The sequence below is a fragment of the Thalassobacillus cyri genome (assembly GCF_900107755.1).
Classification (GTDB): Bacteria; Bacillota; Bacilli; order Bacillales; family Halobacillaceae; genus Thalassobacillus; species Thalassobacillus cyri.
In genome coordinates this window covers 163,982-177,651 of record NZ_FNQR01000007.1, presented here as the reverse complement: position 1 = coordinate 177,651, position 13,670 = coordinate 163,982, and the positions used below count along the sequence as shown (strand labels likewise).

Sequence of the window (13,670 nt, the reverse complement as noted above, 5' to 3'; positions counted from 1 at the left end):
AAAATCACGAATAGTCTTATAAATGGATTAAGAACTGAAGGGTGGAAGGTGCTATGAAAAAGGCTTCCGTCAGTGTAATAATAATACTTCTATTTTTAATTTCCTGCTCGAGTGAGGCGGAGCAGAAAGAAGTATGGAGCAAGGACGAAACGTTCGAAGTTGAAGACCGGACTTATTATGGCAAAAAAGGTAAATTCGCTATTGTAAAAGAGAATGGTAAAAGTGATGAGGCTGCTTTTCCTGCTGGCCCTCAAGGAAGGTTGTACAGTGTTTTTTTCTGGGGTGATCCTGAAGAGCTTATTGGAAAGGAATATACATTGATCGCTACCCATGAAGAAGCAGATGAATCAATCGAACTTTATAAAAAGCCCATCAGTGGAAACTCTTTTGAGGGTATTTCTGCAGATGCAGCGAGTGGGGCAAAGTTTGGTTTAGATAAGCCCGGGCTGTGGTTAATGGAAGTATCTGTGGAAGGCGAAGATTTTGCTAGCTTCATTATTGAAGCAGAATAAAAATCCCCCGCTCGTACGGGGGATTGCAGCATAGGAGTATCACCAAAGAAATTCCGCTATAGATTGGTCAACGTCGGAATGTTCATGCAACCCGGAGTGTGTGGCTGAGGCATCCTGAATCACTTCCTGGTGGTAATTGTTTTTTGACACCATTTGCTTGATTCCAAGCGCGCTGGATACGCTTACTAGTCCGTCTCCTCCGTCATAGCCTTTTTGTTTCACTACCTTGTCGGTATTTTCGTTCGTATATTTTCCATCAATCCTTCCGGCGATGGCAAGGACTTCAATATGGTCTGGAAAGCTCTTTTTACTTCCTATCAACGCAGTCAGTGCTTTCGCATCTATACGTAAATCCGCCAACGCCTCACCGGTATTCATCTCAAAATATTCTTGTTTATCGATTCCCAAAAAAGGGCTGCCCATGACCACCAGCTTTTCCACAGTGGGGTAGGTACCGTCATCCTGGACTAAAAAATTAGCAGAGGCTAAACCTCCCATCGAATGGCCGACCATGTTGATTTGCTGAATCCCGTAATCGGTTTGGAGTTTTCGCATCAACTCTTGCAGCCATAACGTTTGCTGATGGAGAGTTGCGCGGTTCTTTTCGAAAATCACCTGAATGAAAGGGTATCTACTCCCGGAAAAGTTCCCCCTGATAGAAAGCTTACCCTCCGTAGATACGTAAATGACCATTTCTTTCTGACCCAATTGTTTGTCCTCAAAACGGTCCAGCATGGTGTTAAAGGAACCTGGACCTCCTTTAAACCCGTGCACAAATAAAGTAGGGGTGATGTTTGAATTATCCTGAGAGCTGGAAGGTGTTGAACTTATAAAAAATATGACAGACCCGATGATGAGGGCAGCTGTCAAAATCAGCCTCAGCTTATTTTGTCTTGTATAATGTCTCCACATAGAAGTTCCTCCTGCTGTGAAACTGAATCTATTTTAATATAATTTGCCGTACTTTTAAATATATGGTGTCCAAGAAACCATGGGCGTTGGAAAGTTTTGATTTCCTTGATTCGGGTAAAGCAAAAATATATCGAATGACAAGGAGTTGTGTTTATGACTGGCCCAGAATCTCATTTGACAGGCTTTCAAGCCAACCCGAATGAATTTGGAAAATGCAGTAATTGCGGCAAGTTGCTGACCAGCAAACAAGAGGAAAAGGTGAAGCTATGTAAAGAGTGTCAAAAACGACTGGCTCCCGGTGAAGACCATGGTACGGGTGGTGAATAAGAATAATATACTGTGAGAAGCCTCATCCTATTATGGATGAGGTTTTTTGATTTGCAACAGGAGCAGATAACTGGTATAGTTCGAAATTGTGTTTTTTAATTCGTATAAAAAGGAGTTAAATATGGATAACAAAAATTATGGGCATATTGACTGGCCTGTTTTAATTATAAGTGGTGGTGCGCTACTTATTTTTATTTTATTAGCTTTTATAGATTTAACAATGGTCTCTGAACTGGTAAGCCAAGGTCTTGTCCTTTCCTCTAACTATTTTGGGGCCTTTTGGCAACTGTTGATGCTTGCGACCTTCTTTGTGGGTCTCTGGCTGGCTTTTTCTAAAAAAGGAAAAATCAAAATGGGTGGATTGGATAAACCTGAAATTGGTTTGTGGAAGTGGCTGTCGATTATCATGGCAACTCTACTTGCTGGTGGCGGTGTGTTTTGGGCAGCTGCAGAACCGATGTATCATTTTCTTACAGTACCGCCGTTTCACAGTGGGATCGAAGCAGGCACCACAGAAGCCATTAATGCAGCATTAGCGCAAAGCTTTATGCACTGGGGCTTTCTTGCCTGGGCGATTTTAGGTACAATCAGTGCCGTTGTAATGATGTATGGGCATTATCATAAAGGGATGCCGCTTAAGCCTCGGACGCTTCTCTATCCTATTTTCGGGGAAAAGCTCAGGGACAGTTGGTTCGGTAAGGTTATTGATGCCTTTTCGGTCATTGCGGTTGCAGCAGGTACAATTGGCCCAATCGGCTTTCTTGGAGCGCAGGCGAGCTATGGTCTCAACACGATATTCGGCATTCCGGATACTTTCGGAACTCAGCTTTCGATTATAATTGCTGTCGTAACCATATCTACTATATCGGCAGTTACTGGTTTATACCGGGGGATTCAATGGTTAAGCAGTTTTAATGTCCGCATGGCGGTTGTTTTGATGTTGTTTGTACTTTTATTTGGTCCTGGTGGCTTTATCATTGATTACTTCATATCTTCTTTTGGTTTTTACGTGCAAGAATTCATTCCGATGAGTACCTTCCGTGCCGATGAAGAGTGGTTATCGTTATGGACAGTGTTCTTCTGGGGTTGGTTCATCGGTTATGGTCCGATGATGGCGATTTTAGTAAGCCGGATTTCCCGCGGCCGGACAATAAGGGAGATTATTCTTGCGATTTCTATTATGGCTCCGGTGATTTCGGCCTTTTGGTTCACGGTGCTGGGCGGTTCCGGCATTTTCTTTGAAATGGAAACAGCAGGGTCTGTATCGGAAGCATTGAATGAAGCAGGGAAACGGGCTGCCATGTTCGCAATTACGGAGCAGTTCCCGTTAAGCGAAATTATTTCTCCGCTTTTCTTGCTGCTGACTATTTTATTCGTAATTACCACCAATGATTCGATGTCCTATACGATTGCTATGGCAGTTACAGGAGAGGGGAATCCGCAGAAGTGGCTTCGGATTTTCTGGTCTGTAGTCATGGGAACGTTAGCAGCTATCTTATTATTTATTGGGGAAGGTGGAGTCGGTGCACTACAATCTTTCATTGTCGTAACCGCTGTACCTGTTTCCCTGTTATTACTTCCAGTAGTCTGGTTAGCACCAAAGGTAGCAAAGGAAATGGCTCGCGATCAAAAATTATAACTTAGAAACCCCAGCATTTCCTTGATGCTGGGGTTGTTTCCATTATCTTTGCTTCAATACTGCACGGACAGGGCTGCCATCAGCTTCTGCCAGGTTTAAAGGGAAGGCGTTGAGCTCATATCGGTCAGGCTCCACATGATCAAGCACCAATCCTTCTAAAATCAGAACATCATTTTCATATAAGCTGTGGTGGGCTTTCAATTCTTTGCTTGTTTCTGGATCGACGGAAGGAGTGTCAACCCCGACCAAATCGATGCCATTTCTGTTTAAAAACGGTCCGAGATCATCGCCGAGGACGGTATAATCTTCCGGGAAGGCCGTTCGATCCTTCCAACTGTTGGACTTGAGTAACAGTTTAGATACTCCGGAAAAATTGATACCTGTTAAATCCTTCGCACCTACCATTGTTTTCCCTTCGATACCGACTACAACGGTTTGACCATGAAATCTTTCCAGCGGTAGTTCGGCTATTTTCAGCCCTTTATTATCATAATGAAACGGGGCGTCAACATGAGTCCCAGTATGGTTGCTCATTTTAATGCTTCCTACATTGACTGATCCTGTTTCTTCCATAGACCACGTCAAATGGTAAGCGTATTGCTCATCTCCCGGCCATGGTGGAGTTTGTTGGTCCAACAACATGGAAATATCAATGATCTTCATGTTCTAACCTCCTTAGGCAATAATCCCTCGTTCGTTTTCAAACTTCTTGTAGGATTGTTTCTCCATGATTTCTTTTAAGTGCATGACCACCTCGAATATATCTTCATAAGACACATACAGTGCGATTGGCGCAAGCCGTATGACATTCGGTGAGCGGAAGTCAGGAATGATGTGTTTTTCTTTTAAAGCTTTGCAGATCCTTGCTGCTTCGTCATGTTCAAGGCTGACATGGCCGCCGCGCCGCTTATTTTCGCGGGGGTTGGCAATCGTAAACCCAAAGCCATCCAGTTCTTGTTCAATCAACTTCATCATGAACTCTGTCTGCTGCAGTGATTTTTTGCGAATGTTTTCAATTCCTGCTTCTTCAAAAATTTTCAGGGAACCGATTAAAGGCGCGGAACTTAATATGTGCGGTGTACCGATTTGAAAGGCACCTGCTGTTTCTGCCGGTATCAGAGTGTGATCCATGTCGAATTGTTTATCCTTTCGGGAACTGAACCAGCCAGCAAGACCGGGTGCTTGTCCCAAGTGTTTTTCGTGAACAAAAAGTCCGCCGACGCCACCTGGGCCACTGTTCAAATATTTATATGTGCACCATACAGCGAAATCAACTTCCCACTCATGAAGTTCATGGGGAAGAGCGCCAATGGAATGGGCTAAGTCAAAACCGACGATAATTCCTTTTTCATGAGCGGCTTCCGTCAGTTTCTTTATATCAAGGAGCTGTCCGCTACGGTATAGAACAGAAGGAAGGAGCAGCAGAGCTACATCGTTATTCATCAGCTCGATGATGGTATCCTCATCAAGCGTCCGGCCATCATCGCTTGGCACTTGAATCAGGTGTTCTTCAGGATCCAGCCCGTGTAGACGGAGCTGGCTTTTTAAAGCATAGATATCGGAAGGAAAGTTCAGGGTATCAGCCAAAATCTTCGTCTTTTTTCCTTCCGGTTTGAAAAAGGTGGCCAGCAGTTGATGTAAATTGGTGGTAATTGATCCTGTGTTGATTACTTCTTCTTTTTTTGCCCCGATCAAAGGGGCTGTCATTTCACCGAGTTTTTCGGACATGTAATACCATGGCTGTTCCCCGTCTGTCCAGCCTTCGATCGCATGATGTTTCCAATCCTCCAGAGAGGTGAGAAGCGTTTCTTCTGCCCGTTTCGATAACAGTCCAAGCGAGTTTCCATCCATATATAATGTTTCATCCCCTATGTAAAATTCCTGTTTAAAGTGCGCAAGCTTATCTTGATTGTCCAGTTCGATTGCCTCTTGACGAGCTATGTTTGAATTGTCCATCAAATCGCCTCCTGTATTTATTATAGCTTTTATTTGGAGACGATCCAATGGAGGGAGAATTTCAACCAAAATAAAAAGGGAGATACATCATGTATTCCCCCTTGATCAGCTATCTAGTTTTTCTTGTTTTCTTTGCTCGTGTTCTGTCGTCTCTAGTTCTTCATCAGTTGGTGGAGCTGTCTTTTTCACGAAAATCGATAATAGAATACCAATGAAAGACAATACAGTAATCACCAGGAATGCCACATTGACCCCGTGAATATCCGGATTAGCTACATCAGGCTCCTGGGCTGCACTTTGGGCGGTGGATGTCATTACTGTGACAAGAATTGCTGTACCGATCGACGCTGCAATTTGACGCATCGTGTTGCTCATTGCCGCACCATGGGGAATCAATTTATTTGGCAGTTCATTTAAGCCTGCTGTTGTAATAGGCATCATTACCATGGAAAGACCGAACATTCGAATCGCATACATGACGGTCAAGTAAACGATGGTTGTAGCGGGATCCAGGAAGGAAAGTGCCAGAGAGGCCGCGGTAATCAATGTCAGGCCTACAATTCCCAGTAATCGTGCTCCTATCCTGTCAAAGATCCTGCCAGTGATGGGGGACATGAACCCGGAAATAAGCGCTCCCGGCAAAAGTACAAGCCCAGATTCAAATGCGGTGAACTCGCGCATATTTTGCATATACAACGGAATCAAAGTTTCCGAACCGATAAGCCCCATGAAGGTGATCATGGCAATGATAGTTGTAATGGTAAACGTCCGTAATTTGAATACGCGGAATTCCAGCATTGGATGGTGCATTCGTAATTGCCTGGTAATGAACAACGTAAGCGTCAGTACGCCTAACCCTAGAGCTGCTATCGTTAGCGAGCTGTCCCAACCATTATTGCCGGCACTGGTAAACCCATAAAGAAGACTGCCAAAACCGATGGAAGACATGATGATGGAAGGGATATCGACCTTCGGATTTTTCAGCTCGGTAACATTTTTTAGAATGAAGTAGGCCACCCCAATGATAATAAATGCAAGCGGCAAGGTTATTAGAAATAACGCCCGCCATGAATAGTGTTCTGTAATCCAGCCTGATAACGCAGGTCCGATTGCTGGTGCAAAGGATATGACCAGGCCAATATATCCCATCGCCGCTCCACGGCGGTTTACTGGAAAAATCAATAAAAATACGGTTTGCATCAAGGGCAGCATCACTCCTGCTCCAGCTGACTGGATAACTCTTCCTGCCAGCAGCATCTGAAAATTAGGCGCAAGCCCTCCAACTATTGTTCCAAAAGCAAAAACACTCATAGCGGTAATGAACAGTTGTCTGGTGGTAAATCTCTCTATCAAAAAGGCGCTGATAGGAATCATGATTCCGTTGACGAGCATAAAGACTGTAGTGAGCCACTGTGCTGAGTTGGCCGACACGTTCATTTCATGCATGATTGGAGGAATAGCCGTAATCATAAGTGTTTGGTTAAGAATTGTAATGAACGAACCTGCAAGCAATAGTCCAGCCATTAAAACTTTATTATAATTCTGATTCGGCATGTGTTCTCCTCCTTTTTCTATCTATCTCAATTAAATAGTTTCATAGACCAATTATAAAATTATACTTATTTTGGCAGTAGGTGACAAATGAAACGCGTCTTAGGTCCGTGATAGTCATGAACCGCTGACACCTGCGCGTTTGTGATGGGCGAACGCACTATCCTTGTACAAACTTGCCCATAAATAACTGTCTGGCGTACCACGTCGACAAAAGGCAGTCCATTCTTTTTTACCCACAGTCAGGAAGTAATATGTTAATCTATTGATATTGAAAATATTCAGAAAAAGGAGCCTTGCTATGGATGCACCATTGCTCAAAGAGCTTCAATCGAAAGAAGAGATCTTAGAAGCTTATCCCGTTATGAAACAGCTAAGAACTCACCTTGATCTCTCTACATATTCTCAGTTAGTAGCGGAGGCCAAAGAAAAAGACGGTTACAGGATGTTTGCTTTATATAATGGGGAAAAGATTGTAGCAGTAGTAGGTTTCGAACCGATGACCACGCTTTATTATGGAAGGATTATTTGGATATGTGATCTAGTTACAGATGAAAATAGCCGTTCCAATGGTTATGGGAAAGTGTTGTTAGAGTTTGTTCATGACTGGGCAAAACAAAAGGGCTACGAAAGTGTGGCGTTGTCTTCTGGGTTGCAGCGGACAGACGCCCATCGTTTCTACGAAGAAAAAGGGGACTATGACAAAGTAAGCTATGTTTTTAAAAAAAGGATGAAGTAAGGGGGATACCAATGAACGAAATAAAGAACATTTATTGTGTCGGGCGTAATTATGTGAACCATGCTAAAGAATTGAATAATGACGTGCCAACGAAACCACTTTTATTCTCTAAGCCGAACCGGTCACTGGCAAAAGCGGATGGAAAAGAAATCATGCTTCAGGAGGATAAAGGAGCGGTTCATTACGAAGCAGAATTAGTAGTACGCCTGGGTAAGCCTTACGAAAAAGGAATAAAGGTAAACGAAATTGTTGATAGTATGGCACTTGGGCTTGATCTTACCTTGCGTGATGTCCAGAGTGAACTGAAGAAAAAAGGGCATCCATGGTTGATGGCAAAAGGCTTTCCAAATGCAGCGGTTATCAGTGACTTCATTCCTTTTCCGGGAGAAGAGAAATGTAAAGAAAAAAACTTTGCTCTCATAAAAAACGGAGAACAAGTACAGCTGGGAAACATTAAGCAAATGATTTTTGACCTGCAAACATTGGTCGATTACTGTGGGACACATTTAGGTACAGGCGAAGGAGATATTATTTTCACTGGTACACCTGAGGGGGTAGGCCCAATTGTCGATGGCGATCACATGGAGTTGGTGTGGGATGGAGACCCTCTTGGTGAATGTAAATTCAGACAGGGTTAGTGAATGGCAATCATGAAAATAAGACATATTGATATAGCTGATACGGAGAATTTACGTGCGCTGATGCAGCAAGTGGAAGCCGAGTCGAATTTTATGCTTTATGAATCTGGTGAAAGAGATATAAGTATAGAACGCCAAAAAACGATGATTGAAAGTATTCAGGATCAGGAGAATGCTGCCATCTTTTTGGCGGACTTGGACGGGGATCTCGTAGGATACTTGATCGCTGTAGGCGGGAAAGCTAAACGCACGAAGCATTCTGTCTATTTAGTGATCGGTATACTTGCTGATTTCCGTAGCAAGAAGATCGGTACAAAACTTTTTCAAGCGTTGGAAGTATGGGCACAAGAAAAAGACATCCACCGCCTGGAACTGACTGTAGTGACTGGGAATGAAGCAGGTCTTGGGTTATATAAAAAAGCTGGATTTGAAGTGGAGGGTACCAAACGAGACTCCTTATTGATAGATGGAGAGTATGTGGATGAGTATTATATGGCGAAGTTATTGTAAGAATATAATCAGTTCTTCTATGTCCTTGACAGGAGAGCTGATTTATTTTATATTACATGTAACCGGTTACATCACAGGCGGTTTAATTTTAGTCATATCATGTAACCGGTTACATGATTTTGCGAGGTGCAGAAATGGCAACTATTAGAGATGTGGCAAAACAAGCAGGTGTATCGGTAGCTACCGTTTCAAGAGTCATCAACAAACTGGAGCGTGTCAATCCCGATACGAAACAAAAGGTGCTTGATGCAATTGAAAAACTTAACTATAAACCGAATGACGTTGCTAGAAGCTTATATCAGAGAAAGTCGAAAATGATTGCTTTGATTGTACCTGACATCACGAACCCTTATTTCCCGGAGTTGGCACGGGCTGTAGAAGATGTCGCCAACCGATCGGATTACACATTTGTTTTATGCAATTCCGATGACAGTGAGCAAAAAGAAAGGCAATATATGCAGGTATTACGACAAAAGCAGGTAGATGGCTTTATTGTCGTCACCAGCACACTAGCTTATGAACATATAAAAGATTTGAATGTCCCGGTAGTTGCACTTGACCGTATCATTGATCGGAAAGTACCTGCAGTGACCGTGAATAATAATGATGGGGCAAAAACAGCCGTCCAGCACCTATTAGACATTGGTTGTAAAAGAATCGCTCACATTTCAGGGCCGGATGATGTAGATAATGCTATGCAAAGAAAGCAAGGTTATTTAGATGTTGTATCACATTATGAGTGGTTTGAACCGGGGATGGTTCAAAATGGGGATTATCATATGGACCAATCCGAACAAGCAATGATGAAACTATTAAAAGCTTATCCTGATATTGATGGTGTCTTTGCTGGAAATGACTTAATGGCGGTTGGTGCATTGAAGGCTTTAAAAAAATCAGGAAAAAAAGTACCTGATGAAATCTCTGTTGTAGGGTTTGATGGTATCTCACTTGGAGAATTGACTACCCCTTCGATTACCACTGTTAAACAGCCGATATATAAAATTGGTGAACAGGCAGCACGAATGTTGATAGATAAAATAAATGACCCGACAACGGAACAGGAAAATGTAGAATATGACGTTACTTTTATGGAGCGTGAATCCACTAAAAGAAAAGAGGGATGATGATGAAGAAGCCAAAAATCACTGTAATTGGGAGTATCAATATGGATTTGACGACTACCACCGAACGGATACCTGCTCAGGGAGAAACGTTGCATGGGCTGTCTTTTGCCACCTATCCAGGAGGGAAAGGATTCAATCAAGCAGTAGCAGCTGCCCGTGCTGGGGCAGAAGTATCAATGGTAGGGGCAATTGGTGATGACAGTTTCGGACAAGAACTTTCACAAATGTTAATGGAAGAAAAGATTAACCCTGTGGGAGTACGTTCAATAAAAGGCCTTGCCACAGGAACAGCCACCATTTTACTGACTGAAGGTGATAATCGGATTATCGTCGTACCAGGTGCAAATGGAAAGGTATCAGCTGAACAGGTGGAAGCACAAAAAGAAACCATAGCAGAAAGCGACATGGTGCTTTTGCAATTAGAAATTCCTTTAAAAGCAGTGGAAAAAGCTGCGGAAATAGCTTATGAAGCTGGGGTGCCAATTATCCTTAACCCGGCACCGGCACAACCATTAAGTAATCAGTTATTAGAAAAGATAACTTACCTGACACCGAATGAGACAGAAATCTCAGAGATTGTCAGTGATGAAAATATACATCGGCTGCAGGATAAGTTGATTATTACTAAAGGGGAACAGGGCGTCGTATTCTACCAGGACGGCCACCCCGTAAATATTCCAGCCTACCCGGTCGAGGCATTAGATACAACTGGAGCCGGGGATACCTTTTGCGGATTATTGAGTGCCCGCCTGGCTCAAGGGGACTCCTTAAGAAATGCTTGTAACTATGCTAATGCTGGTGCAGCATTATCGGTCATGAAGCCAGGTGCCCAAGGAGGCATGCCTGCCGATAGCGATGTGATTCAATTTATGAGGGATAGAGGAGGGGGAAGTGAAACATGAAAAAACATGGTGTATTGAATAGTGAAATTGCTCAAGTTTTAGCGAACTTAGGTCATACGGATCAAGTGGTAATTGCTGATTGCGGATTGCCCATTCCCTCTCATATAAAAAAGATAGATGTAGCATTGACCTTGGGTCATCCTTCTTTTCAGGAAGTACTTGAAGCGGTTACAGAAGATATGGAAGTGGAAAAAATGACACTCGCTTCTGAAATCAAAGAATATAATTCTCAACTCAACAAAAATATAGAAGAGCAATATAGTTCGATTGAAAAGGGATACATATCTCACGAACAGTTAAAACAGGAAACAAATCATGTAAAAGCAGTGATCAGGACAGGGGAGAACACACCTTATGCCAATGTCATCCTTCATGCTGGAGTGATCTTTTAAGAAAAGGGGGGAGGAATTTTGGAACAATCCATCATTAGAATAGAGGGTATCAAAAAGTCTTTTGGACCTGTGGAAGTATTGAAAGGAGTGGATTTCGATCTTCGAACTGGAGAGGTTCATGCACTGATGGGTGAGAATGGTGCAGGGAAATCGACACTGATCAAAGTTTTAACAGGGATTCATCCCAGGAATAGTGGAGAAATCTATATTCGTGGCGAGAGCAAAACTTATACTAATCCCAAACAGGCAGAAAAAGACGGGATAGCGGTCATTCACCAGGAACTTAACATCATCCCAACATTGACAGTCGCTCAGAATATGTTTCTGGGAAAAGAGCTTAAGTATGGCCGTACAGGTATATTACGTTCAAAAGAAATGAAGCAAAAGACGATTGAGTATCTGGATAAGCTGGGTGTTTATATTGACCCTGATCAGGAAGCAGGAGAGTTGTCTGTCGGAAAGCAGCAAATGATTGAAATTGCCAGGGCGATTGCCACCGATGCAGAGGTGTTGATCATGGACGAACCGACAGCAGCTTTGACAGATAAAGAAATCGAAGCTTTGTTTAAAGTGATTGACAGTCTGAAAAAGCAGGGAGTAGGTATCGTATATATTTCTCATCGAATGGAAGAAATCTTCAAGATATGCGACCGCATTACCGTTTTGCGGGATGGAGAATATGTAGAGACGAGAGATGCTTCTACTACTGATTTAAATGAAATCGTCAAAATGATGGTAGGACGTGACCTTGGAGAACAGTTTCCGCATCGCGTAAGAAGTGAAGGAGAAGTACTTTTACAGGTGAAAGATATCTCTGCGCCTGGATATTTTGAGAATATAAGCTTCGATGTTGCCCGTGGTGAAATTCTTGGCGTAGCTGGGCTAATGGGTGCGGGTCGTACAGAAATCATGGAAAGCCTATTTGGAGCCCGGAAATTTAAAGGTGGAGAAGTACGATTGGACGGAAACCCACTTAAAATCAAACACCCTGCAGATGCAATCAACAAAGGTATCGGCTTGATTACAGAAGATCGTAAAGGAAAAGGTCTTGTTCTAAACCAGACGATCAGGGAAAACATGGCGTTGACCAATTTGCCCCATGTCTCACAGAATAAAATCATCCAAAAAAAGAGAGAACAAGAATTGGTAGATCGATTGATGAAACGTCTCAATGTCAAAGCGACCGGACCTGAACAAACAGTCGGCTCATTAAGTGGCGGGAACCAGCAAAAAGTGGTCATTGGCAAATGGCTGGGGATACAACCGAAATTATTGATTTTGGATGAACCTACAAGAGGCGTGGATATCGGATCTAAAAAAGAAATCTATCATATTATGAACGAGCTGACGAGCTTTGGAGTTGCAATCATCATGATTTCCTCTGAACTCCCTGAGGTCCTTGGGATGAGTGATCGGATCCTGGTCATCCACGAAGGGAAAGTAGGAGCACTTCTTAACCGCGATGAAGCGGACCAAGAAAAAATCATGCACGCAGCAACAGGAGGGGAATGAACCATGAAACATAAATCATTGGGCGAATGGATGCAAACCTTAGGGTCTATGATCGGTTTGTTATTGATCATCATCATTTTAAGTGTGATGAGTGACAATTTCTTAAGCCTTGGAAATATTTTAAACGTACTACGGCAAGTTTCTATAAATGCTCTGATTGCATTCGGAATGACATTTGTAATATTAACAGGTGGAATTGATTTATCTGTCGGCTCCGTTTTGGCGTTAGCTGGGGCACTGACAGCAGGTATGCTTGCCAGCGGTATGGATCCGGTACTGGCCGTATTGATCGGTTTGATTGCTGGTGCTTTGATGGGAGCATTTAATGGTTTGATCATCACAAAGGGTAAAGTAGCCCCGTTTATCGCTACGTTGGCTACGATGACAATTTTTCGTGGACTGACGTTAGTCTATACGGATGGCCGCCCGGTAACTGGTCTTTCCGACAGTTTTTTCTTTGAAATGATAGGAAAGGGTTATTTATTTGGTATTCCTTTTCCGGTTATCTTGATGGGAGCTGCTTTCATTATATTGGTTTTTATTCTCCGAAAAACTACTTTCGGACGGAAAGTATATGCCATTGGCGGCAATGAAAGCGCTTCTATTCTTTCAGGAATCAAATCGGATCGTGTTAAGATCTGGGTTTATTCTCTAACAGGAATGTTATCTGCATTGGCAGGAATAATTTTGACAAGCCGTTTGAATTCTGCACAGCCTAACGCTGGATTCACTTATGAGCTTGATGCTATTGCGGCCGTAGTATTAGGTGGGACAAGCCTTTCGGGAGGAAGAGGCTGGCTGGTTGGAACATTGGTTGGTGCTTTAATTATTGGTGTGTTGAACAATGGTTTGAATTTACTTAATGTATCTTCTTTCTATCAACAAGTGGTTAAGGGTGGAGTAATCTTGCTTGCTGTATTACTCGACCGTAAAAAATCAGCTTAATATTTTTAAAG

15 protein-coding genes are annotated in these 13,670 nt (G+C 42.8%); 11 read left to right on the top strand and 4 right to left on the bottom strand.

The annotated features are described in order from the left end of the window. Positions 1-53 precede the first annotated feature (53 nt). Positions 54-512: a hypothetical protein gene (locus BLV00_RS10610; protein ID WP_093044952.1), complete on the top strand. Its 459-nt coding sequence runs from the start codon at positions 54-56 to the stop codon at positions 510-512. Positions 513-551: 39 nt separating this feature from the next. Here BLV00_RS10610 and BLV00_RS10605 read toward each other — a convergent pair whose 3' ends face one another. Beyond that, positions 552-1,424 carry an alpha/beta fold hydrolase gene (locus BLV00_RS10605; protein ID WP_093044951.1) on the bottom strand — a complete coding sequence of 291 codons (873 nt, stop codon included), beginning with the start codon at positions 1,422-1,424 and terminating at the stop codon, positions 552-554. A 153-nt stretch (positions 1,425-1,577) separates the two neighbouring features. On the opposite strand from BLV00_RS10605, the gene BLV00_RS10600 reads away from it, so the two are divergent. Further along, a complete protein-coding gene (locus BLV00_RS10600; RefSeq protein ID WP_176791453.1) occupies positions 1,578-1,751 on the top strand; it encodes a hypothetical protein in 174 nt (57 codons plus the stop codon). 121 nt (positions 1,752-1,872) lie between these two features. Further along, complete coding sequence (locus BLV00_RS10595; protein ID WP_093044949.1) at positions 1,873-3,390, top strand: BCCT family transporter; 1,518 nt, start codon at positions 1,873-1,875, stop codon at positions 3,388-3,390. A 42-nt stretch (positions 3,391-3,432) separates the two neighbouring features. Here BLV00_RS10595 and kynB read toward each other — a convergent pair whose 3' ends face one another. The 3 genes from kynB to BLV00_RS10580 all read right to left on the bottom strand — a co-directional run bounded on the left by kynB (position 3,433) and on the right by BLV00_RS10580 (position 6,900). Next, the gene (gene kynB / locus BLV00_RS10590) at positions 3,433-4,053 is read right to left on the bottom strand and encodes an arylformamidase (protein WP_093044948.1); all 621 of its coding nucleotides are present in this window, start codon (positions 4,051-4,053) and stop codon (positions 3,433-3,435) included. 12 nt (positions 4,054-4,065) lie between these two features. Then, on the bottom strand, positions 4,066-5,346 hold the full coding sequence (kynU, locus tag BLV00_RS10585; RefSeq protein WP_093044947.1) for a kynureninase: 1,281 nt from the start codon (positions 5,344-5,346) through the stop codon (positions 4,066-4,068). Positions 5,347-5,451: 105 nt separating this feature from the next. After that, the gene (locus BLV00_RS10580; RefSeq protein WP_093044946.1) at positions 5,452-6,900 is read right to left on the bottom strand and encodes an MDR family MFS transporter; all 1,449 of its coding nucleotides are present in this window, start codon (positions 6,898-6,900) and stop codon (positions 5,452-5,454) included. Between the two features lie 298 nt (positions 6,901-7,198). Between BLV00_RS10580 and BLV00_RS10575 the strand changes: the two genes are divergently transcribed. The 8 genes from BLV00_RS10575 to rbsC all read left to right on the top strand — a co-directional run bounded on the left by BLV00_RS10575 (position 7,199) and on the right by rbsC (position 13,659). Then, positions 7,199-7,636 (top strand): GNAT family N-acetyltransferase, encoded by a 438-nt coding sequence (locus BLV00_RS10575; protein ID WP_093044945.1) that lies wholly within the window; start codon positions 7,199-7,201, stop codon positions 7,634-7,636. 11 nt (positions 7,637-7,647) lie between these two features. Next, a complete protein-coding gene (locus tag BLV00_RS10570) occupies positions 7,648-8,274 on the top strand; it encodes a fumarylacetoacetate hydrolase family protein (protein WP_093044944.1) in 627 nt (208 codons plus the stop codon). A gap of 12 nt (positions 8,275-8,286) precedes the next feature. Then, positions 8,287-8,784, top strand: coding sequence for a GNAT family N-acetyltransferase (locus tag BLV00_RS10565; RefSeq protein WP_093044984.1), 498 nt, complete (start codon positions 8,287-8,289; stop codon positions 8,782-8,784). A 134-nt stretch (positions 8,785-8,918) separates the two neighbouring features. Continuing rightward, positions 8,919-9,908 carry a LacI family DNA-binding transcriptional regulator gene (locus BLV00_RS10560; RefSeq protein ID WP_093044983.1) on the top strand — a complete coding sequence of 330 codons (990 nt, stop codon included), beginning with the start codon at positions 8,919-8,921 and terminating at the stop codon, positions 9,906-9,908. A gap of 2 nt (positions 9,909-9,910) precedes the next feature. Next, positions 9,911-10,810, top strand: a complete 900-nt coding sequence (gene rbsK, locus BLV00_RS10555) for a ribokinase (RefSeq protein ID WP_093044943.1) — start codon at positions 9,911-9,913, stop codon at positions 10,808-10,810. Further along, entirely contained in the window at positions 10,807-11,202 is a 396-nt protein-coding gene (gene rbsD / locus BLV00_RS10550; protein WP_093044942.1) for a D-ribose pyranase, read from the top strand. The genes rbsK and rbsD overlap by 4 nt, the downstream gene beginning before the upstream one ends. Before the next feature lie 15 nt (positions 11,203-11,217). Further along, entirely contained in the window at positions 11,218-12,714 is a 1,497-nt protein-coding gene (locus tag BLV00_RS10545) for a sugar ABC transporter ATP-binding protein (protein WP_281243014.1), read from the top strand. Between the two features lie 3 nt (positions 12,715-12,717). Then, complete coding sequence (gene rbsC, locus BLV00_RS10540; protein WP_093044940.1) at positions 12,718-13,659, top strand: ribose ABC transporter permease; 942 nt, start codon at positions 12,718-12,720, stop codon at positions 13,657-13,659. Positions 13,660-13,670 lie beyond the last annotated feature (11 nt).